The sequence below is a fragment of the Slackia piriformis YIT 12062 genome (genome assembly GCF_000296445.1).
Classification (GTDB): Bacteria; Actinomycetota; Coriobacteriia; order Coriobacteriales; family Eggerthellaceae; genus Slackia; species Slackia piriformis.
Genome location: NZ_JH815199.1, coordinates 278,930 through 299,219 on the forward strand (window position 1 = coordinate 278,930; position 20,290 = coordinate 299,219).

Sequence of the window (20,290 nt, forward strand, 5' to 3'; positions counted from 1 at the left end):
GCTCGCGGGCTTGATTTGCGGAAGGATTCGTTATGTGCGGAATCATCGGATATACGGGCACGTTGCAAGCGAAGGAGATTCTTCTTCGCGGTTTGAGGCGCATGGAGTATCGCGGTTACGATTCTGCCGGTATTGCCGTGCAAACCGAAGCCGGGCTCAACGTCAAGCACAAGGTCGGCAAAGTTGCTGGCCTCGAGGCCATGGTTGAGTCCATGGACATACAGGGCGTTTGCGGCATCGGTCACACGCGATGGGCGACGCACGGCAAGCCGAGCGAGCGCAACGCCCATCCGCACACGGGATGCGCGAACGATATTGCGGTTGTTCATAACGGCATCATAGAGAACTTCGCCAGCTTGAAAGAAGAGCTCATCGGCCGAGGCCATATCTTTTCAAGCGAGACCGATACCGAAGTGGTAGCCCATCTTGTCGAGGAAGCCTACGACGGAGACCTTCTCGCGGCGGTGCAGGCGGCGACGAACAGACTTGCTGGCGCATACGGCCTCGCCGTTGTGTGCGAGTCCGAGCCCGGGGTTATCGTGTGCGCCCGCAAAGACTCCCCCATCGTGGTAGGCAAAGGACCGAATGGCGCGCTTGTGGCCAGCGATATCGTTGCCCTTATCGATCAGACGCGCGATGTCGTCGTGCTTGAGGACGGCATGTTCGCTAAGCTGACGTGCGAGGGCGGGGAGAGCGTCATCGAGTATTTCGATGCCGAAGGATGCAGCGCAGACCCGGAAGTCACGCATGTCGATTGGGATATCGACGCAGCGGAAAAGGGCGGTTTCCCCGATTTCATGCTCAAGGAAATCCACGAAGAACCACGCACCATTCGCGACACCTTGGCGGGCCGCATGGTCAACGGCCATCTTCAGTTCGACGAGCTGTCTTTGAACTATGACGAACTTGCCGCGATCGACCGCGTGTACATCATCGCATGCGGAACGAGCTACCATGCGGGCCTTATCGCCAAGAACCTCATAGAGGCGTGGAGCCGTATTCCGTGCGAGGTGGAGGTGGCAAGCGAGTTTCGCTATCGCAATCCCATCATCACGCCGTCCACGTTGGTGGTCGCCGTGTCTCAGTCTGGAGAAACCGCCGATACGCTTGCAGCCATTCGCGACGCGCGCATCAAGGGCGCGAAGGTTTTCGGCGTGACGAACGTGGTGGGAAGTCCGGTTGCCCGCGAAAGCGACGGCGTTATCTATATCAAGGCGAATAAAGAGATATCCGTGGCGGCCACGAAGAGCTTCCTCGGCCAGGTTGCGGCATTGACGCTGCTCGCCATGCTGCTCGGCCAGCTTCGCGGCGGCCTGACCACGGCCCAGATTCGCATGCTGTTCCGCGAAATGGCGGATACCGCCCAGCAGATTGAGCAGATTCTGTCGGATACGAGCGCCATCGAAGAAGCGGCGCTTGCGTGCAAGGACGCCGATAACGCTCTTTTCATCGGGCGAGGCATAGGTTCCACCATCTGCTACGAAGGGGCCTTGAAACTCAAGGAGATCAGCTACCTTCACGCCGAAGCCTATGCGGCGGGAGAGATGAAGCATGGGCCGATCGCTCTGCTTGACGAAGGCTTTCCGGTAATTGTGGTTGCGACGAAAAGCCCCACGTACGACAAGGTCATATCCAACATCCAGGAGTGCAAGGCGCGCGGCGCGCTCATTGTCGCCCTTGCTACCGAAGGGGACGAGGAAATCAAGAAGCACGCCGACTACGTGATGTACATACCGAAAGTCCGTGACTGCTTCAGCGCCATTACGGCGAGCGTTCCCTTGCAGCTATTCGCGCGCTTCATAGCCCTTGCGCGCGGCTGCGATGTAGACCAGCCCCGCAACCTCGCGAAAAGCGTGACCGTGGAATAGTTTTCAGGGAGGTACTTTTCGCCTGTTTTCGCAGGTCGCCCCTTTCGTCTGGAGTACAATGGCGAAAAGACGAAAGGAATGCTTATGACGGTCGGCCTTGGTGTTGATATCGTAGAAATCGCGCGCATGCGTCGCGTGATGGAGCGTACGCCCTCGTTTGCCGCGAAGGTTTTCACCGAGGCCGAGCGCGCCTATTGCGAGTCCAAGGCGAATCCCACAACGCATTACGCTGCGCGCTTCGCGGCCAAAGAGGCGGTATGCAAGGCGCTTGGCACGGGCATTCTCGTAGACGGCATGCGCATGACTGATGTCGAAGTCGTGCGCAATAGCCGGGGAAAGCCCACCGTTGCCTTGCACGGACAAGCGGCGGCAAGAGCGAAAGACCAGGGCGTTCTCGATATCCCTCTCTCTCTTACCTATACGCACAGCGTTGCCGTGGCCAACGCTGTTGCCATTACCGAGGCTTCCCAGGTGGAGCGCGAACGCCGACGCGATGTCAAAGCCGAACTCGCCCAGCAGTTCAAAGAGATGCGAGGCATGCTCGACGACCTTAGCAGCGCAACGGCGCATAAAGCGGACGAGGTCCACGGGCAATGAGAGAAAGGTGCGCATCATGAAGTCAATCACGTCGAAAAAAGCAGCGCGGGCTTTGCCCTTCCCCCGCCTTAACGACAACAAGTACACACGCGGCGTGTGCGAGCTTGTGGTGGGAAGCGAGGCTTTCGTAGGGGCCGCGATTCTTGCGGTCTCGGCGGCGAACAGGATGGGCGCAGGCTACATCAGGGCGTATGTGTGCGAAGAGGCGGCCCGCGTTCTTCATGCGGTGCAGCCTTCGGTGGTAACGCTTCCTGCAGGTGATTATGCGAGCGCTTCCCACAATCAAGATGAGCGCCACCCGCGCGCGACGGTCGTCGGCTGCGGCATGAGGGGCACCCAGGTGGAACTGCGTTTGGTGGTGGATGTGCTTGAGTCCACCGACGCTCCCGTACTTGTGGACGGTGGAGGGCTTGCGGCGCTCGCCATGCCCGATGGCATGGCGGCTTTGAAAAAGCGCTTCATCGAAGGGCTTCCTACGGTGGTGACCCCTCATGGCGGCGAGGCGCTTCGAATGCTGCAGGCTCTTCACGAGCAACGTGCCCTTGAGCAGACGGCTTCGCGCGGAGTTCTGGGGTCTGCGCGGGATGCCAAAGAATTTGCGGCACGAGGGGCCCGTGCGCTGGTGGGCAATTCCACTCCTCAGGAAATGGCGCTTGCCCTCTCTCGGGCTTTCGGCGTCGTGTGCGTGCTTAAAGGCCCTGATACCTTCATTGCATCGGGCGACGAAGAAAGCGACCGCGACGTTTCGGCTTTGTATCAAGGAACGCCTGCTCTTGCCAAGGCGGGAACCGGTGATGTTCTTGCGGGAGTAATAGGGGCTTTGCTGGCGCAGGGGGTCAGCGCGTATGACGCCTGCGTTGCCGGGACGTTCGTCCATGCTCGCGCGGGAGTTTTGGCGTCGGTCGATCTGGGAGAGACCTGCGTGACTGCCGAAGACGTTTTGAGCCACCTTGCTCCGGCCGTTTCGGCGCTTGTGCGCAAGCTTCAGAAAGAAGGAAACTGAAATGAGCAATATTCCTATTGAGCTCATGGATTCGCGCGACGAATTCCGACCCGGCCGCAGCGGTGGATCGGTGAACTGGATGCAGCTGCTTTCGGGCGTGCTGCTCCTTGTTTTCGGTCTGGTCTGCGTTTTCTGCCCGCTTGAGGTTCTCATGGGGTTTAACGTCCTGGCGGCCGTGCTGATCGTCGTTTCGGGCGTTATCAATCTAATGTCCTACTTTCGTTCCCGCAATACGCTTTTCGAACAGAGCGGCTGGAGCTTCTTCTTTGCCATCATGCTCATGGTTTTCGGGGTGGTGTTGCTCTTTTTCCCTATGCTGGGCGTTGCATTTATTGGGTGGATACTCGGCCTGGGCGCCGTCCTTTTCGGCGTTGTTCAGCTTGTGGTCGCGCGGCGGTTCTTCGCGGTGGGCGCGGGCATGGGCGGCCTCTTGGGGATATCCGGAGCTGCGGAAGTCATCTTGGGAATCCTGTTGTGCATATGGCCGGCTTATCTGGGTATCTTTATTGGCCTGTTTGCTTGCGTTCATGCCGTTGACATGATTGTCTTCAGCCTCCCCATCGGGCGCGACCGCACCAACACGCTCTGGTAGGTCGTGCGAGGCGACGTGCCTGCAGCGCAAGGGATTTCGCCTAAGGCACGTTTGCAGGTCGATCGGGTTGGCGCGCTTGCGGCGTCGTTCGGCGTCGACGGGTGTCGCGCAGCAGGTCGCATGTTCGCACGAAGCCATGCTTGCCGCGCAAAAGCGGCAGACAGGAGGCAAAGCCGTGGGTTTTACGCTTCTTTTCTCGGCGATGATGGCGCTTGGGGTGCTTCTTCTTGTTGTCGGATTCGTGGCGCTCGGCTGCTTCGTGGCTGCGACAGTCGCAAGCATCGTATTCTTCCTTCGGCGCAAGCGTCGTGCGGCGGAGGGTAAAAAGCTCGGATGGCTCGTTGCCATCCCCATTGCGCTTTATGTCGTAAGCATCCCCGTTCTGATTTTTCTCGCGGCGGTTTTTCTTCCCGGCGGTTTCACGTCCGATTACAGCTCGTGCGTAAGCGCCATCGCCTCTCATGACGAAGATGGGCTGCAGCGTGCGCTTGTGTCGTCGAAGGGCTCCCTTGCTTCATCCGGGGAGAACTCGTATGAGGGCCTTGTGTGGGAGGCCCTTTCTTACAACGATGCCGTGTGCCTTCGCGCCGTGCTCGAGCATGCCGAAGAGCAGGGCCGTCCCGTAGACCTCAACAGGCCCATTGCCGACCCTGATAATGCGGACGAAGAAGAGTGCGCTCTTCTTATCGCCGTTCAAAGCCCTGTCGTTTCGTGCGAAGTTCTTCGTGTTCTTTTGGAATTCGGAGCCGACCCCGGCTGTTCAAGCGCATCCGGTTCCGGCACGACACCGCTTCATTGGGTGGCAAGAGGTCTTTGGAGCCCCGATTCGTCAAACGCGCATGCCCGCGTCGACTACACGGTGGAAGTGGCCGCCTTGCTCGTCGACGCCGGCGCTCGCACGGACGTGCCCGATTCCCAGGGATTGGTTCCTCGGGATTATTTCGAGCGCTATCTGGAAGGACTGGTTGAGGACGGGGAGATTTCTGCAGAGGAACAGTCCGAAGCTTTGAATAGGGTTCCTCTGTGACGAATGGTGTGTCCGAGCGCATCGCTTTGTCTGCGCGTGTATCATAAGCACGCGAAACCAGGAAAGAGCGAGGAATCGGAGATCGTTCATGGAACAAGAGAGCATGTTTGACGCGCTGGATGCTGCCTCGGTGGTAAGCGATCCGGCAACGCGCATTGAAAAGTTGCGTCGTGAAATAGAGCATCACACGTATCTCTATTACGCCAAGGACGCTCCTGAAATTTCCGATGCTGCCTTCGACTCTCTTATGCGCGAGCTGCGCGAGCTTGAACGCGAAAACCCTGAGCTTGTCGACCCCACATCGCCCACTCAGCGCGTTGGGGGCTACGTCGGCGAGCAGTTTGCTCCCGTCCGCCATGCCCAGCGCATGTACTCTCTGGATAACGCTATGGACCTGCATGAACTTGACGCGTGGACCGCACGTACGGTCGAGGCGGCTGGTCGTGACGTCGAATTCGTATGCGAACTGAAGATCGACGGATCTTCGATTGCCATGACCTACGATGCCGGCGTTTTGGCGAAGGCTGCTACACGCGGAGACGGAACGACGGGCGAGGACGTCACGGTGAACATGCGCACCGTGCGTGATGTGCCGCTGCGCCTGCGCGACCAGGGCATCGCGGGTCTTTCCGACGAAGACGGCTCGGTGGAAGTGCGCGGCGAGGTGTATATGCCCAAGGCGAGCTTCGATTCCTTGAACACCGCTGCCGTCGCAAACGGCAAAGCCCCGTTCGCCAACCCGCGCAATGCGGCTGCGGGGTCCCTTCGTCAGAAGGACCCTACGATTACGCAAGGTCGCGACCTCTCGACCTTCATATACGCCATTGCCGACACGCAGTCCATCAAGGCGGACACGCAATGGGAGCTGCTGCAGTGGCTGCGCGATTGCGGCTTTCACGTCAACCCTGATGTCAAGCTGTGCGCCACGCCCGCCGAGGTGCACGCGTTTTGCGAGGACGTTGCCGAGAAGCGCTCGGTGCTGCCGTATGAAATCGACGGCGTAGTGGTCAAGGTGAACTCCTTTGCCGTGCAGCGCGAGCTAGGCTTCACCGCGAAAGCTCCGCGTTGGGCGATTGCTTACAAATTTCCGCCAGAAGAAAAGACCACGCTCCTGCGTGACATCACGGTGCAAGTTGGCCGAACCGGAGCTATCACCCCGGTGGCCGAGCTCGACCCCGTGCGCGTTGCGGGCTCCACGGTGGCGCGTGCGACGCTGCATAATCTTGACGAAGTGCATCGTAAAGACGTGCGCGTGGGCGATACCGTTATCGTGCGTAAGGCCGGCGACGTAATTCCTGAAGTGCTCGGCCCGGTGCTGAGCCTGCGTCCCGAAGGCGCAATGCCGTGGGAAATGCCCGCGTCCTGTCCGAGTTGCGGCAGCCCTATTGTGCGCGAAGACGGCGAAGCGGCGTTTCGGTGCATCTCCATGGATTGTCCGGCGCAGGCGCTCGAACGACTGCTGCATTGGTCGAGCCGCGGTGCTATGGATATCGACGGCATGGGCGAAGAGATTGTCGCGCGCTTGGTGGAAAGCGAGCGCGTGCGCGATGTCGCGGATTATTACAGCCTGACGGAATACGAACTTGCAACGCTTGAGACGGGACGCGTCAACAAAGAGGGCGAGCCTATTCATCTAGGGTCGACCATTGCCGCGAAGCTCATTGCGTCGATTGAGGCGTCCAAGACGCGTCCGCTTGCCCGTGTGCTGTTTGGCCTGGGCATTCGCCATGTCGGCAAGACCACGGGCGAGCAGCTTGCGTCGGCGTTTCCGTCCATGGCTGCGCTGATGGAAGCAACCGAAGAACAGCTTGCTGAAGTGGATGGTATCGGCGGCGTCATTGCGCAGAGTATCTGGGCATTTTTCGCCAACAAGGACAACCGCGAGGTCATCCGCCGTCTCGAGCGCATGGGGGTTAGCATGGAGGACGCCACGGCGGGCGAGGAAGTGCCGCAGACCCTTGCGGGAATCACCTTCGTCCTGACGGGGTCGCTTGCGGAAAGCGGCATGACGCGCGATGAGGCCGGGGCGCGTTTGAAGGCCATGGGTGCGAAGGTTTCGGGCAGCGTTTCCAAGAAGACGGGATACGTGGTTGCCGGCGAAGCCGCGGGAAGCAAATATGACAAGGCGATCGCTCTTGGCGTGCCCGTGCTTACTGAGGCTGATCTGCTTCGTTTGCTCGAGGCCGGCTCGCTTGAAGCAGCCGGAATCGCGGCGCGTACGCAGGAGTGATTCGACGAGGGGTTTTACGAATGGCGTTGATAGCGCCATTCGTTCGGAGCAATCCGTTCCGCGCCTGGCATGCTGCGCTATACTACGCATTTGAAACAAGTTGACCGCATAGGCACGATGGGAGTGGGTATGCCATGCAAGACAGGTTGAGCGCATATGACGAGAAGGTTCTTCGCCGACTGATTCAGCTGGAAACCGCTCGTCGTCAAGAACGAAAGCAGGGTCCGCTTGCGTTCGTGAAGCGCGACACCGAAGCCGGCTCTGCCATGCGTCGCCTTGACCAGATGGGTATGATCGGGGCCATGTACAAGGACAATAACCCCTATGTGGTCGAGGTTCTGGCAAAAGGGTATTCGTATCTCGGCATAGTGGACGAAGAACGGGCCGAGGTCCTTCGCATCGAGCGTCACCGAAAAGAAGACCGTCGTCATGATTGGCTCGTGAGCGTGTTCACGGTCCTCGTTGCCATGGTCGGCGTCATTGCGGGATTTCTCATCGGCAAGTTCGTCTAGGGTTGTACGGCTTTCTTACGCCATCAGGTCGAATAGCACTTTCGCAAAAAGCAGCCCCAGCACTACGATGACGATGGGCCTTACGATTTTCGTTCCGTCTTTCATGACCATTCCTGCGCCAAGATAATTGCCCGCGATGCTGAATACGGCTGCCGTCAAGCCCAGCCCGATCCATACGACGCCGTGCATGAGGAACGTGATGAGTGCGGCGATGTTCGAGGCAAGGTTGGCAACCTTTACCTCGCCCGATGCCTCTTTCACGGGAAGCTTCGCTGCGGCTGTGAAGGCTATGAGCATGAACGTCCCGGTTCCCGGTCCGTAAAACCCGTCATATGCTCCTATCAAAACGGAGACGGCGGCAACGATGGCATATTGTTTGCGGGGCGAGATGGAAACGTCGTCGGGAATGTCTATGGCGCGCTTTCGCAAGACGGCGAAGGCCACGAAAGGCAGAGCCACGATAAGCAGCATCTCGAAGACGTTGTCGGGCGTGAGCATAGCGAGTTTGGCTCCGATAGCCGATCCCGCCAAGGCCCCGAGCGCTGCGGGTACGGCCAGGCGCAGCTTGATGTAGCCCCCTTTCGCCATGCGTGCCGTGGCGACAATGGTCCCGATAGCCGACGAGAGCTTGTTCGTTCCGAGGGCGGCATGCGCGGGAAGCCCCGCGATAAGATACGAAGTCAAGGAGATGAGGCCTCCGCCGCCGGCGATGGAATCGACGAGACCTGCGAGGAAAACGAGCGGGCAGACGATGATGAGCGTAATGGGATCCATGGAGACCTTGTCTAGAGGTGGCGGGCGTGCGAGTCCACGGGATTATAATACGAACCTAAGCGCTTGCGCGGCTTCGGATGTCCAACGATGGCTGCGGGCCGCAACGCTTCGGCGTGGGCGTTGCAGTTTGCAGCGTCGACGGCAAGGCCGGGCTTGAGCATGCGCGCATTGCCGCAAGACGATGCGTCGGAGGAGGAACATCATGGCCAATACGGCAAAGAAAAAACTCGGCATCATAGGCGGATTGGGCCCGGCTGCAACGGCGAGCCTCTTTATGCGCATCATCGATCACACGGATGCGAAAACCGATCAGGACCATCTTGATATAACCATTCTGAATCGCCCCCAGATTCCCGACAGGACGGCTTTTATCCTGGGGAAAAGCGAAGAATCCTATATTCCCGCCGTGCGAGAAGCTGCTTTCGAGCTGGAGCGCATGGGTTGCGAAGTCATTTGCATGCCCTGCGTCACGGGTCACTATAGAAGCGAAGAGACATTCGGAGGCCTTACTAGCGCCCATGTTGTCCATATGCCGCTCGAGGCGGCACGCTATTTGGCCCGCGAGGGCAAACAGGTGGTTGGCGTTATGGCTACGGACGGAACGGGCCGTGCGGGCGTGCTCCAGAAGGCGCTTGAGGCCGAGGGGTTGCAGCCGGTCTTTCCCGACGAGGACAACCAGGCGAAGGTCATGAGCATTATCTACGATGATGTCAAAGCAGGCCTTCCTGCCGATATGCAGGCTTTCGACGAAGTGTGCGCGCATCTGCGCAGCCGCGGATGCGACAGCGTTCTGCTCGGCTGCACGGAGCTTTCGGTCATCGACGCTCCGGCGGAAGCGCACGGCATGATGGTCGTAGACGCCCTCGAGGTGCTTGCCTTGCGTTCCGTCGAAGAATGCGGTGCCGCCGTCAAGTAATCTTCGCCAAAGTGGTTGCAGGCGGCTGCTTTTTTGACGCGTCGAGGACGCTTGCCGGAGGCTCGTTGTCTTCGGATGCGCCTTTCAGGCCTCGCTGTAGAACATTCGTTATTTCTTGCGGGTAAAACTTCCATATACTCCACCGTGATGGAGTATAATGCCCAGTGCTACATCGTACTAAAGCGCATTGCGCACGAAAGGAGCATCGATCATGGCAATAGAGGAAGCGAAGTATATCTGGAAGAACGGCGAGCTGGTTCCCTGGGCGGAATGCACCACCCACGTGCTCACCCATTCTCTTCATTACGGGTCGGCCGTGTTCGAAGGTATGCGTTGCTACTATAACGAAGAAACCGACGCAAGCTACGTCTTCCGTCTTCAGGACCACATGGAGCGTCTCATCCGCTCTGCGAAAATCTGCATGACCGAAGTTCCTTATACCGCAGACGAGCTGGTTGCGGCTACGCTCGAGCTCATCAAAGCGTGCGAGCTGAAGAGCTGCTACGTGCGTCCTCTGGTGTACCGTGGATACGGACAGATGGGCGTCGATCCCACGGGCGCTCCCGTTGACGTCATCATCGCGTGTTGGCCGTGGGGCGCATACCTTGGCGCGGACGCTTTGGAGAAGGGCATCAAAGTGGGCGTTTCTTCGTGGCGCCAGCGTTCGAACAACGCCATCCCGCCCCAAATGAAGTCTTCCGCATCGTATATGAACTCCATCCTTGCCAAGTTGGAGGCAAAGGCCCACGGCTATTCCGAGGCTGTTATGCTCAATGAAGACGGCTATGTTTGCGAAGGCACGGGCGAGAATCTCTTCCTCGTGCGAGACGGCGTTCTTTCCACGCCGCCCGTCTCTGAAGGTTTGCTCGAAGGTATCACGCGCGACACCATTTTGAACCTTGCCATGGACCTCGATATCCCTGTGGTCGAGGAACGCCTTGTTCGCGCCGACCTTTACGGGGCCGACGAGGTCTTCTTTACCGGTTCGGCCGCGGAAGTGACTCCTGTCGCTGCCGTTGACGACCGCGAGATTGGCGGTCGCGGCCCCATCACCAAGGCTCTTCAGGATCGTTTCTTCGAAATGACGGCGGGCAAGCTTCCCGAATACAGCGATTGGCTGTACGAAGTCAAATAAAGCTCCGAAGACGCGCCATTGCCGCGCGGCAACGCTTGGCGGCATTGGCGTGCATGTCTGCGGCGCATGGCGGCTTGTTCTTGCCACTTCCTTCTGAGGGTCGCATGTCCTTCGTCTCATTGCTGTTATGCTTGAAAGGCCTCGGTTTCGAGGCCTTTCGCATGGAAGGACGCATTATGGCAATCATCACGCACCCTACTCGCATCTTCGATTTGCACTGCGATACCCTCGATCGGCTGGCGCTTCACAACGCCATTCCCGAAGCAGGATTCATGGCCGAAGACTCTCTCGTTCCCGCACATCGTATGAGCTCGCTGGCTGATAATGCCGCGCATATAGACCTGACGCGCATGGCGCGTGCCCAGTACGCATGGTGTCAGTGCTTCGCCGCCTTCATTCCCGACGGCCTTGGCGAGCAGGGGTCGTTGCATGTGTTCAATACGGTGCATTCCTATTTCAAGGAGCAGCTTGCCCAGCACGCGGGGTTGATCGAGCAGGTCATGGACGCACGCGACATTCGTCGTATCGTAGATGAGGGGCGTTGTGCTGCCATGTTTACGGTCGAGGGAGGGTCGTTTTTAGGCGAGGAGCTCGACCGAGTCTACGAAGCCGCTGATCTTGGCGTGAAAATGATTACCTTGACCTGGAACGACAAGAACGCCATCGCTTCCGGCAACAAGACGACTGACGGACTTTCGTTTTTCGGACGTGACGTCGTGCGCACCATGGAGAAGCGCCGTGTCGTCGTTGACGTATCGCATCTCAACGACCGTAGCTTTTGGGAGGTTCTCGAAGCGGCCGAGCGACCGCTTGTCGCGTCGCACTCCAATTCCCGCAAAATCTGCGCGCATCCGCGCAACCTGACCGATGATCAATTCAGGGCCATCGTCGAGCGCGGCGGCCTGGTCGGACTGAACTACTGCAAGCGCTTCCTGAGCGAAGCCGGCTATGTGACGCATGACGACGTGCTTCGTCACGTAGACCATCTTCTCGAACTTGGCGGAGAGCATGTTCTAGCTCTGGGAAGCGATTACGATGGTTGCGATGTTCCCGAATGGCTTTGCCCGGCGGAGAAGGTGGGTAATCTCTACGACCTTCTCTCTCGGGAATTCGGGCAAGATATTGCCGACGCTATCTGCTTTGAAAACGCATGCGCGTTCTTTGAACGCAATGAGCAAAGGTAGTTTTCGAGGAACGTCTACACTTTCGCATGAAAACGGCGCCCCTCGAAGTGAACTAGACCCCAAATGTGCACATTAGGGGTCTAGTTCAAAGGGCGCCGTTTCTCGTTGCGGCCGTCTTGGCTTGCTGGTTTTGCCTGCTAGGCACTGAGCGCTTCGTTGGTTTCGAAGACGCTGCGGGCTATTTCCTGGAAAAGCAGACGGTTCTCGTCGCTATCGGCCATGCCGGTCATCACCGACAGGACGAAGGGATGGCCGTCGACGGTGACGATGCCCGCATCGCATACGCCGTTGTAGTTCGGATCGGAGTCGGAGCACCATCCTGCCTTATCTTTCACGAGCGCGTTTGTGCCTTGGAGAGCGTCGCGGATGAATGACGTTTCGGTTTGGCCGAGCAGCGTGGACAGGTACGTCGCGGTTTCGGTGCCGCTTTCCAGATAGTCGTACATCTCGGTCCAAAGCTTTGCTGAGCTGCGTGCGCAATACCACGGATACCACGAATCGGCGCGGTAGGTGGCGTCGTTCGCCCCGACGCCAGTGACCCATTTGTCGAATCCCATGGTGTCGTACGAGTCGCGCAGCGATCCATAGGCGTTGTTGTCGGAATAGATAATCGCATCGTCAATAAGGTCGGAAACTATGTATGATCCTCCATTGTAGTAGCTGGAAGGATCGTAGAGCATCGTGCCGGCGCAATCGGAATCGAGCGATATCGTGCCCGGTTCTATCAACGATTCGCAGACGTAGAGGGCATAGGGACCCTTAAACGAGCTGGCGCCGTACACAACGGCGTCGGCGTTGTAGGAAATGCCGCGACCGGTTTCCAGGCTGTAGAAGACGAATCCAACGTCGCCTTGTTCCGTGGCGTCGTCTACGGCTTTCTGGATGGTGGAGCGCTGCTCTTCCGAGATTTCCGGCGTTGAGGCGTTCGAGAGGGAGAAAGCTTCAAGGCCGGAAGAAGAGGGGATGCTGTCGAGTTCTTGCGGCGAAGGGTCGAAAGATATGGTCTGGACTTCTTCTGACGCTTCCGTCTGCTGCTCTTCCTGTTGGACTTGTGCGACTTGCTGCGGTTCAGAGACAACGTCTTCCTCTGAACGGTCGCAGCGGGATACTGCTGCGGAGATAAAGACCGCAAGAAGGATAATGACGAGCGCGGCAAGGAGCACGCCTGGAAGAGGCCTGCCGGAAAAGAGGGGCGCTTTCCGGAAGGGTGCCGGGGCGAATGCGTCGGAGGGGGCTTCGTGGCGAGCGTGGCGTCCGCTTGGCGTTGTTTTCCCTTCAGCTACGGTCTTGTTGTTATGGTGCAGAGCCGCCTGCTGCGTGCCATGCAGGGCATTCTCCCTTTCTTGAAGTCTTTCTCGCGCTTTCTCGCGCAGCTCTTTTTCGAAAGAGTCTTCGACGATGCTGCGTTTAGGATTCCTCGTATCATTTGAACTGGTCATACGTACCTCTCCTTACGATGACGTATCAAGATAATCACCATATGGGTATTAGGTTATGTGCGCAGCGCACTGTAGCATGGCGTAAGGCCGCAGGGGGAGGAATGCATGTATTTTTCAGCTAAAATGAAGTATCTGCGGAAAAAGCGACTTCGAGGAAAAGAGGGTCGATGATAGACAAGATAGCTTTCCGAAGCCTGTCGTACGGTTTGTACCTTGTCACCGCTCAGGATGGCGAAAAGCAGGCCGGCTGCGTGGTGAACACGTTCTCTCAGGTCACGTCGAGTCCCGCCCAGGCGAGCATCGCCATCAACAAGGACAATTTCACGACGGGCGTTATTACGGCGTCGGGCATGTTCGAAGTGTCGGTGCTTGCCCAAGACGCTCCTATGGAGCTCATCGGTCGTTTCGGATTTCACAGCAGCGTGGACACCGATAAATTCCAAGAAACCGAGACCCGAGTCGACGAGGCGGGCGTGCCGTATGTGGCTGAGCACACCGTCGCGCATTTTTGCGTCAAGGTGAAGCAGACGATGGATTTGGGAACGCATCTGTACATCATGGGCGAGGTCGTGGAATCGGCGGTACTCTCTTCCGAAGAGCCTATGACGTATGCGTATTATCACCAGGTCAAAGGCGGGAAAACGCCACCTAAGGCATCGAGCTACGAACAGCCGGAGAATGCGCAGGAGCAAAAAGAAGAAAGCGAAGGTGCCGCTGCTCGCACGTTTGCATGGCGCTGCACGATTTGCGGGCATATCGAATACGTTGATGAGCTTCCCGACGATTTCGTCTGCCCCGTCTGCGGCGTGGGCAAGGAGCTTTTTGAGAGAATCGAGCTTTAGAGCATAGCTTCCAGGTCGCTTACTCTGCATAAATATGCGTAAAACAGAAATTTCGAATTTCTTCTTGCAAAATGGAATTGCATTCGGTAAAGTTCATTCAACGCTTTACCAAAGTAGAGCATCAGACTATCTCGGAGCATTTTTCAGGAAAGGGGCAGCAATCATGACGATTATGTACGTACAGCCTTCTTTCCGACGCCAGGACCGACGTACCGCGCTGCGATGCATGCGTGTGTTTTCTGCGGTCCATGCAAGGTAGTTCTTCCTTGTAGCATCACATCATAGGACGCAAGAAACACCCGGCATCGCGCCGGGTGTTTTTGTATTCGGAACATGCGCAACGGGTGTTCCGCGGGTATCTCTTTGTCTTTGTATCGAATTCCAATGAGCTTAAAGCACGAATGCGCTTTACGCAACGAAAGGTGAGGGTGAGAACCATGGCTCAGGCGGCAACGAAGGAAAAGGTAGTGCTTGCGTATTCAGGCGGCCTTGACACCTCGGTATGTCTGAAATGGCTCCAGGCGGAAAAAGGGTTCGACGTCATAGCCGTATGCGGCAATGTCGGTCAGGACGAAAACGACCTTGCGGCTATCAAGCAAAAGGCGATCGACATGGGCGCGGTTGCTTCCTTTGCGGTTGACATGCGTGAGGAGTACGCCAACGAGTACGTGACGCTTGCCATTGCCGCCAACGGGCTCTACGAGAACTCCTATCCGCTTCTTTCCGCGCTGTCTCGTCCGCTTCTTTCCAAACACATGGTTGAGGTAGCCCATGCATTCGGGGCGAAATACGTTGCCCACGGCTGCACGGGCAAAGGCAACGATCAGGTGCGTTTCGAAACGTCCATTAAGGCGCTCGACCCGAGCATCGAAATTATAGCTCCCGTGCGCGAATGGAACCTCCATAGCCGCGAGGAGGAGATGGAGTGGGCGAAGGCCCACGGCGTTCCCGTGCCCACCACGAAAAAGTCGCCGTATTCCATCGACGACAACCTTTGGGGTCGCGCGATCGAATGCGGCGTGCTCGAGGATCCCTGGTGCGAGCCTCCTGCGGGCATCTGGACGCTTACCGCCGACGCGCAATCTGCTCCCGATCAGCCGGAATACCTCGAGATAGGATTCGAATCGGGTGTGCCCTGCTCGCTCAACGGCGAGGAAATGGGGCTCGTTGACATGATCAAGACAATCAACGTCAAAGCGGGGCTGCATGGGTGCGGAAGGCTTGACATGGTGGAGAACCGTCTCGTGGGCGTGAAGTCGCGCGAGTGCTACGAAGTTCCCGCCGCTCAGGTCATCATCAATGCGCACAAGGCGCTCGAGACGCTTTGCCTCGATCGCGAAACGCAGCATTACAAGTTTGGCATCGAACAAAAGTGGGCAACGGCCGTGTACGAAGGCCTGTGGTATTCCCCGCTGAAGGAGGCTTTGGATTCGTTTTGCGCATCAACTCAGGCATGCGTGACGGGAACGGTCAAGGTGAAGCTCTATAAGGGCTCGAGCACGGTGGTGGGACGCAAGAGCCCGTATTCCCTCTATGATTTCGGTCTTGCCAGCTACGGCGCGCAGGATACGTTCGATCACGAAGCGGCGAAGGGGTTCATCCAGCTCCATGGTTTGCCCACTACCGTATGGTCAGCAAAGCAGGGTCCTGCAGCCAAAGAGATGGCCGAGCAGAGCGCGTTCGAGGAAAAGGCAAACGCTGTCAGCGCCGCTTAGCAAGAACGGAAGCGCCCTTCGAGTCGAGGCTTTCCCTCGAAGGGCGCATGGAGGGTTTTCATCCGGGTTGCAAGGCAAGTCGGATTCAACGGAAAGGTGCGCGTCATGGCGTTGTGGTCTGGAAGGTTCGAGGGGGGCGTGGGCGAATTCACGCAGGAATTCGGGGCATCGCTCTTTGTGGACAAAGAGATGTATGCACAGGACATTGCGGGTTCGCAGGCCCATGCCAGCATGCTTGCCGCCCAGGGAGTTATTTCCACCGACGATGCGAATGCTATTCATGAGGGCCTTGAGGCTATAAAGCAAAGCATAGACGACGGCTCGTTCGTATTCGATGTCAACGACGAAGACATCCATATGGCAATCGAGGCCGAGTTGACTCGGGTGATTGGAACTCCTGGCGCGCGGCTGCATACGGGACGCTCGCGCAATGACCAAGTTGCCGTTGACCTGCGTCTTCATGCGAAAGCGCTCTTGGAGGACTTGCTCGAACAGAATGTCTCCCTTTGCGAGGTGCTGCTCAAGAAGGCGGAAGATACCTTCGGCGTCATCATGCCTGGGTATACGCATCTACAGCATGCACAGCCGGTTTTGTTCAGCCATTATATGCTTGCGTATTTTTGGATGTTCACGCGCGATTACGTTCGTCTGAAGCATGCGTACGAAGCGGCCGATGCGAATCCGCTAGGAAGCGCGGCGCTGGCGGGAACAACGTATCCTCTTGATCGCTTTATGACTACGGAACTTCTCGGATTCGACCACGCCATTCCGAATTCGCTCGATGCGGTTTCCGATCGTGATTATCTGCTTGATTTGGAATACGCCTGCAGCGTAGCCATGATGCATCTCTCGCGTCTGTGCGAGGAAATCATACTCTGGTCGTCGACGGAATTCGGATTCATCACGCTTTCGGATGCGTTTTCGACGGGGTCGTCGATTATGCCGCAGAAGAAGAATCCCGATTTCGCGGAGTTGACTCGCGGAAAGATGGGTCGTGTCGTCGGAGACCTGGTGGCTCTTCTTGTGACCATGAAGTCTTTGCCGCTGGCATACAACAAAGATTTGCAAGAGTGCAAGGAAGGAGCGTTTGACGCCGCCAAGACGCTGCATGACTGCATGTATTGCGTAGCCGGCATGGTCGATACCATGGAGCTTCATGAGGAGGCCATGCTTGTTTCTGCGAAGAAGGGTTTTACGGCTGCTACGGATGTCGCCGATTACCTGGCGAAAAAAGGGATGCCGTTCCGCGAGGCTCACGAAGTCGTAGGCAATCTCGTCCTGTATTGCGAAAAAAACGGGAAGGAGCTCGAAGAGCTTTCTTTCGAAGAGCTGCACGACGTCTGCCCTCTTTTCGAAAAAGATGTTGTGTCCGCTCTCGACACCGAAGCCATTGTGGCCGCGCGCACGACGTACGGCGGAACCGGCCATAGCGCAGTAAAGCTCCAGATGAAGGAGGCACATGAGTTTCTTGCGTCCATGAAAGCGGCATACGCGAGCGAGAAGAGCTGAAAGGCCTATGAATGAATCGAACGTTGCCTCTGAGATGCCTGGGGGCAGCGTTTAAGAAGACGCTCAGCGTGAGCCTATGAAGTACGAAGTGCCGTCTTCTTAAAATTGCCGCAAAATCGCATTGACCGCGCGGCTATGCGAAGCTAAAATACTTATCTGCGCATCGTCGCACGTCATGAACGTGGGCCGTTAGCTCAGCTGGTAGAGCAGGGGACTTTTAATCCCAAGGCCGCGGGTTCGACTCCCTCACGGCCCACCATGCATGATTCATTGAAGGCCGGGCAATGCCCGCCTTTTTTGTAAAGACGGAATTGGGCCATGGTGTAATGGCAGCACAAGGGTTTTTGGTGCCTTTAGTCTAGGTTCGAGTCCTGGTGGCCCAGCCATCCGTCCGATCTGATTCGTAATCCTAAAAACTTTCAATCTACTATATAGACGAAGTAGGGGAGAACCGCTATAATTCTCATTCGCGTTTACATAACGCAGTGCGTGCCGATGTGGCTCAGTTGGTAGAGCAACGCACTCGTAATGCGTAGGTCACCGGTTCGAGTCCGGTCATCGGCTCCAGAACAAAAACAGGCCAGCCTCAGGGCTGGCCTTTGCTTTTCCGGCGCCGCGAAGGGCTTCGCCGACGATTGCAGGGTCTGCGTTCGTCGTGCTGTCTGCGGCTTCTGCGTCGCGAATGCATCGTGTAAAGCCGGCCTTTCTAGGCGTTTGCATCGCGGTTGTGAGCGACGATGAATTGAACCACTTCGTCTTCCTCGATTTCAAGTGCGGCGGAAAGTTCGCTGAGCACCCGATGATTCGCCTGGTCGAAAAGGCGGGTGTACATAGAAGACGGCAAGCGCTTCTTTCTTTTCTGTTCCGTGATTCGTTCGCGCATGGTTTTGAGCACGCAAATGGCGGTTGCGCAATCGCACTGGCGAAGCCGGCTCTTAAAATGCTCCTCCACCGTTTTCGAGTTGGCATCGTTGAAATCATCGGTTGCAATGAGGTCGATGCTCTCGATGAGCGAAAGGGCTTCGGTGCGGTTTATGACAGGCGTCATAAGATCCTCGTGGTCCACGGGGACGTAGACCGTTCCGCCGCGTTTGGAGCTTGGGGAAAGAACGTAGTAGGTTTTTTCGGAGCCTCCGCCGAAAGAAACGTGGGCGTCGGTTTCGGTGATGGTGCATGCGCCATAGTTCGCATAGACCACCTTGTCGAATTGGTGGAACATAGCCATCTCCTTGTTGTGATAAAAAATGTGCGCTGAACAGGCAGTACATCAATCTCTATCAATATAGCACGCTTCTGATGCTTGTTCACGAAATACTGACAAAAATGGGCAGCAACCTGCGAAAACGTCTACAAACGGCCGCAAGCGCGTCTCGATGGCCTCCTCTGTCGCAAGCGGCGTTTTTCGGCGAGGGGCGGCTAGTCAAAACTTACAGAGGGGAATTTTCTGTAGAGATGCGCTGCTAGGGTTCTTTGCGTATGCGCCGAGGTCTAGCCTAGAGACGGACGCTTTTTGGAAGAAGGTTTTTGTGCTGGATATTTTGCTCGTAACAGGTTCGTATGTCCTGGTCATTCTTATCGGTTCTATTTGTTCCCAAAGCGGCTTTATAGCGTCTGAGACAAAAAACGTCGTATCCAAAATGCTCTTTTACATAACGCTTCCGGCAACGGTCATCTATTCTTTCGTGGGGTTCGAGTTCGACGCAACTCTTCTTATCGCCTCTGCTATAGGACTCGCTTCGACGTTGCTGGGTTTTTTCGGAACGGTGCTTTACACCATGAAGAAAAGCCCTGAAAAGCGCGCCTTCCATACCCTTTTGGGATATGGCTACAATGTCGGATGCTTCGCCCTTCCCTTCGTTTCGGCGCAATTTGGCCCTGCGGGCGTCGTGGCTGCGTGCATGTTCGATTTGGGGAACTGCATCATGGTATCAGGCGGAGGTTATGCGTTGACTCGTGCGTTCATCCTGAAAAAACGCACGGAAGGCGTCTTGCTGTCAATTCTGAGAACGTTGCTGAAATCGCCCGCCTTGGACTGTTACGTGGTTCTGATTTTGCTGTCGCTTGCGGGATTGAGCGTGCCTGCTTCAATCGGGGTCCTGCTTGAGCCCCTCATGCACGCAAATAGCTTTCTAGCTATGTTCATGATAGGCCTTGCTATGGAGTGGAAGATCGATAAAGGGCGCCTGAAAGAAGTGCTTCAGTGCCTATGCTGGCGCGTCTTCGTCGCCGTTGTCTTCTGCGCCATCGTGTACGTTTTCATTCCGATGGCCGAAAGCGTCAAGGTTGTCACCATCGTGTGCATGCTGGCTCCCATCATGTCCGTAGGCCTGGTGTATGTCATGTGGATTGACGGCGATACGAAAATGGCGGGGTTCGCAATCTCTTTGTCGGTGGCGGTGTCTCTTGTGCTTATGACAACGGCGACGATGCTTTTATCGTAGCCGCCTAGCGTTCAATCATTACGGGGCATTCTGCGTTGCGCAGCACCGCGTAGCTGACCGAGCCGAGCACACCGGCAACGGCGCTCAGCCCTCGCGACCCCATGACGATCAGGTCAATGTGGTGGGTGTGCGCGTATTCTAGGATGGCTTTGCTCGGTTTGCCCTGGCCGATAGCAATGACCAGGGCATTGCCCGCCTCTTCGGCGACGGCGCCCAGGTCTTTCGCGAGCTTTTCTCTATGGAATTCGATGTAGCGCCGCTGCATTTCGGCCGTCTGTTCGGGAGTGAGGGGCTGCGATCCGCTTATTTGCTCCGCTATGAGGAAATCCTGGGTTTCGAACTGCGGAATGGGCGCGGCGAAAAATGCGGTGACCTTGCCTGCGACCCCTAGGTCGACGTATTCGAGGGCGGTGGACAGTGCGTTTTTCGAGGGATTCGACCCATCGTAAGGAACCAGAATGTTCTTGTACTTCATGAAAGCTCCTATCTCTTCGAAATCGCATCTC

General features: G+C 57.1%; 18 protein-coding genes and 3 tRNA genes. 17 read left to right on the plus strand and 4 right to left on the minus strand.

From position 1 onward, the window contains the following. Window positions 1-32: 32 nt before the first annotated feature. From glmS to HMPREF9451_RS09160, 7 genes are all read left to right on the plus strand, one after another. Window positions 33-1,868 (plus strand): glutamine--fructose-6-phosphate transaminase (isomerizing), encoded by a 1,836-nt coding sequence (glmS, locus tag HMPREF9451_RS09130; RefSeq protein WP_009140008.1) that lies wholly within the window; start codon window positions 33-35, stop codon window positions 1,866-1,868. A gap of 84 nt (window positions 1,869-1,952) precedes the next feature. After that, entirely contained in the window at window positions 1,953-2,465 is a 513-nt protein-coding gene (locus HMPREF9451_RS09135) for a holo-ACP synthase (protein WP_009140009.1), read from the plus strand. Between the two features lie 16 nt (window positions 2,466-2,481). Then, window positions 2,482-3,468, plus strand: coding sequence for an ADP-dependent NAD(P)H-hydrate dehydratase (locus HMPREF9451_RS09140; RefSeq protein WP_009140010.1), 987 nt, complete (start codon window positions 2,482-2,484; stop codon window positions 3,466-3,468). Between the two features lies 1 nt (window position 3,469). Further along, the gene (locus HMPREF9451_RS09145; protein WP_009140011.1) at window positions 3,470-4,060 is read left to right on the plus strand and encodes an HdeD family acid-resistance protein; all 591 of its coding nucleotides are present in this window, start codon (window positions 3,470-3,472) and stop codon (window positions 4,058-4,060) included. 175 nt (window positions 4,061-4,235) lie between these two features. Further along, window positions 4,236-5,087 (plus strand): ankyrin repeat domain-containing protein, encoded by an 852-nt coding sequence (locus HMPREF9451_RS09150; RefSeq protein WP_009140012.1) that lies wholly within the window; start codon window positions 4,236-4,238, stop codon window positions 5,085-5,087. Between the two features lie 88 nt (window positions 5,088-5,175). Next, complete coding sequence (gene ligA / locus HMPREF9451_RS09155; RefSeq protein ID WP_009140013.1) at window positions 5,176-7,317, plus strand: NAD-dependent DNA ligase LigA; 2,142 nt, start codon at window positions 5,176-5,178, stop codon at window positions 7,315-7,317. 134 nt (window positions 7,318-7,451) lie between these two features. Next, window positions 7,452-7,829: a hypothetical protein gene (locus tag HMPREF9451_RS09160; RefSeq protein ID WP_009140014.1), complete on the plus strand. Its 378-nt coding sequence runs from the start codon at window positions 7,452-7,454 to the stop codon at window positions 7,827-7,829. 15 nt (window positions 7,830-7,844) lie between these two features. Here the strand turns inward: HMPREF9451_RS09160 and HMPREF9451_RS09165 are convergent, their stop codons facing one another. Further along, entirely contained in the window at window positions 7,845-8,603 is a 759-nt protein-coding gene (locus HMPREF9451_RS09165) for a sulfite exporter TauE/SafE family protein (protein ID WP_009140015.1), read from the minus strand. Between the two features lie 202 nt (window positions 8,604-8,805). Between HMPREF9451_RS09165 and HMPREF9451_RS09170 the strand changes: the two genes are divergently transcribed. The 3 genes from HMPREF9451_RS09170 (at window position 8,806) to HMPREF9451_RS09180 (ending at window position 11,838) form a co-directional block, all read left to right on the plus strand. Continuing rightward, window positions 8,806-9,519 carry an aspartate/glutamate racemase family protein gene (locus tag HMPREF9451_RS09170; protein WP_009140016.1) on the plus strand — a complete coding sequence of 238 codons (714 nt, stop codon included), beginning with the start codon at window positions 8,806-8,808 and terminating at the stop codon, window positions 9,517-9,519. Window positions 9,520-9,730: 211 nt separating this feature from the next. Further along, on the plus strand, window positions 9,731-10,654 hold the full coding sequence (locus tag HMPREF9451_RS09175; RefSeq protein WP_009140017.1) for a branched-chain amino acid transaminase: 924 nt from the start codon (window positions 9,731-9,733) through the stop codon (window positions 10,652-10,654). 176 nt (window positions 10,655-10,830) lie between these two features. Further along, a complete protein-coding gene (locus tag HMPREF9451_RS09180; RefSeq protein WP_232204119.1) occupies window positions 10,831-11,838 on the plus strand; it encodes a dipeptidase in 1,008 nt (335 codons plus the stop codon). Window positions 11,839-11,975: 137 nt separating this feature from the next. Here the strand turns inward: HMPREF9451_RS09180 and HMPREF9451_RS09185 are convergent, their stop codons facing one another. Then, complete coding sequence (locus tag HMPREF9451_RS09185) at window positions 11,976-13,277, minus strand: serine hydrolase (RefSeq protein ID WP_009140019.1); 1,302 nt, start codon at window positions 13,275-13,277, stop codon at window positions 11,976-11,978. Between the two features lie 167 nt (window positions 13,278-13,444). Here HMPREF9451_RS09185 and HMPREF9451_RS09195 point away from each other — a divergent pair, with 167 nt between their 5' ends. From HMPREF9451_RS09195 to HMPREF9451_RS09220, 6 genes are all read left to right on the plus strand, one after another. Beyond that, complete coding sequence (locus HMPREF9451_RS09195) at window positions 13,445-14,119, plus strand: flavin reductase (RefSeq protein WP_009140020.1); 675 nt, start codon at window positions 13,445-13,447, stop codon at window positions 14,117-14,119. A 437-nt stretch (window positions 14,120-14,556) separates the two neighbouring features. Beyond that, on the plus strand, window positions 14,557-15,834 hold the full coding sequence (locus tag HMPREF9451_RS09200) for an argininosuccinate synthase (protein ID WP_009140021.1): 1,278 nt from the start codon (window positions 14,557-14,559) through the stop codon (window positions 15,832-15,834). 105 nt (window positions 15,835-15,939) lie between these two features. Next, a complete protein-coding gene (gene argH / locus HMPREF9451_RS09205) occupies window positions 15,940-17,343 on the plus strand; it encodes an argininosuccinate lyase (protein ID WP_009140022.1) in 1,404 nt (467 codons plus the stop codon). Between the two features lie 183 nt (window positions 17,344-17,526). Next, a tRNA-Lys gene (locus tag HMPREF9451_RS09210) sits at window positions 17,527-17,602 on the plus strand. A 53-nt stretch (window positions 17,603-17,655) separates the two neighbouring features. Further along, window positions 17,656-17,729: transfer RNA gene (locus tag HMPREF9451_RS09215), tRNA-Gln, on the plus strand. Between the two features lie 105 nt (window positions 17,730-17,834). Further along, window positions 17,835-17,910 (plus strand) — tRNA-Thr (locus HMPREF9451_RS09220). Window positions 17,911-18,049: 139 nt separating this feature from the next. Here the strand turns inward: HMPREF9451_RS09220 and HMPREF9451_RS09225 are convergent. Continuing rightward, window positions 18,050-18,562 (minus strand): CarD family transcriptional regulator, encoded by a 513-nt coding sequence (locus tag HMPREF9451_RS09225; protein ID WP_009140023.1) that lies wholly within the window; start codon window positions 18,560-18,562, stop codon window positions 18,050-18,052. A gap of 307 nt (window positions 18,563-18,869) precedes the next feature. Between HMPREF9451_RS09225 and HMPREF9451_RS09230 the strand changes: the two genes are divergently transcribed. Continuing rightward, the gene (locus HMPREF9451_RS09230) at window positions 18,870-19,784 is read left to right on the plus strand and encodes an AEC family transporter (protein ID WP_009140024.1); all 915 of its coding nucleotides are present in this window, start codon (window positions 18,870-18,872) and stop codon (window positions 19,782-19,784) included. 4 nt (window positions 19,785-19,788) lie between these two features. On the opposite strand, the gene HMPREF9451_RS09235 is transcribed toward HMPREF9451_RS09230, so the two are convergent. Beyond that, window positions 19,789-20,259: a universal stress protein gene (locus HMPREF9451_RS09235; protein WP_009140025.1), complete on the minus strand. Its 471-nt coding sequence runs from the start codon at window positions 20,257-20,259 to the stop codon at window positions 19,789-19,791. Between the last annotated feature and the right edge of the window lie 31 nt (window positions 20,260-20,290).

Excerpts from the sequence above, each read along its gene's own strand:
- argH (WP_009140022.1), top strand. The coding sequence starts at position 15,940 with ATGGCGTTGTGGTCTGGAAGGTTCGAGGGGGGCGTGGGCGAATTCACG.
- HMPREF9451_RS09175 (WP_009140017.1), top strand. The coding sequence starts at position 9,731 with ATGGCAATAGAGGAAGCGAAGTATATCTGGAAGAACGGCGAGCTGGTT.
- HMPREF9451_RS09180 (WP_232204119.1), top strand. The coding sequence starts at position 10,831 with ATGGCAATCATCACGCACCCTACTCGCATCTTCGATTTGCACTGCGAT.
- ligA (WP_009140013.1), top strand. The coding sequence starts at position 5,176 with ATGGAACAAGAGAGCATGTTTGACGCGCTGGATGCTGCCTCGGTGGTA.
- HMPREF9451_RS09185 (WP_009140019.1), bottom strand. The coding sequence starts at position 13,277 with ATGACCAGTTCAAATGATACGAGGAATCCTAAACGCAGCATCGTCGAA.
- HMPREF9451_RS09195 (WP_009140020.1), top strand. The coding sequence starts at position 13,445 with ATGATAGACAAGATAGCTTTCCGAAGCCTGTCGTACGGTTTGTACCTT.
- HMPREF9451_RS09140 (WP_009140010.1), top strand. The coding sequence starts at position 2,482 with ATGAAGTCAATCACGTCGAAAAAAGCAGCGCGGGCTTTGCCCTTCCCC.
- HMPREF9451_RS09235 (WP_009140025.1), bottom strand. The coding sequence starts at position 20,259 with ATGAAGTACAAGAACATTCTGGTTCCTTACGATGGGTCGAATCCCTCG.
- glmS (WP_009140008.1), top strand. The coding sequence starts at position 33 with ATGTGCGGAATCATCGGATATACGGGCACGTTGCAAGCGAAGGAGATT.
- HMPREF9451_RS09135 (WP_009140009.1), top strand. The coding sequence starts at position 1,953 with ATGACGGTCGGCCTTGGTGTTGATATCGTAGAAATCGCGCGCATGCGT.
- HMPREF9451_RS09160 (WP_009140014.1), top strand. The coding sequence starts at position 7,452 with ATGCAAGACAGGTTGAGCGCATATGACGAGAAGGTTCTTCGCCGACTG.
- HMPREF9451_RS09145 (WP_009140011.1), top strand. The coding sequence starts at position 3,470 with ATGAGCAATATTCCTATTGAGCTCATGGATTCGCGCGACGAATTCCGA.
- HMPREF9451_RS09200 (WP_009140021.1), top strand. The coding sequence starts at position 14,557 with ATGGCTCAGGCGGCAACGAAGGAAAAGGTAGTGCTTGCGTATTCAGGC.
- HMPREF9451_RS09170 (WP_009140016.1), top strand. The coding sequence starts at position 8,806 with ATGGCCAATACGGCAAAGAAAAAACTCGGCATCATAGGCGGATTGGGC.
- HMPREF9451_RS09165 (WP_009140015.1), bottom strand. The coding sequence starts at position 8,603 with ATGGATCCCATTACGCTCATCATCGTCTGCCCGCTCGTTTTCCTCGCA.
- HMPREF9451_RS09225 (WP_009140023.1), bottom strand. The coding sequence starts at position 18,562 with ATGTTCCACCAATTCGACAAGGTGGTCTATGCGAACTATGGCGCATGC.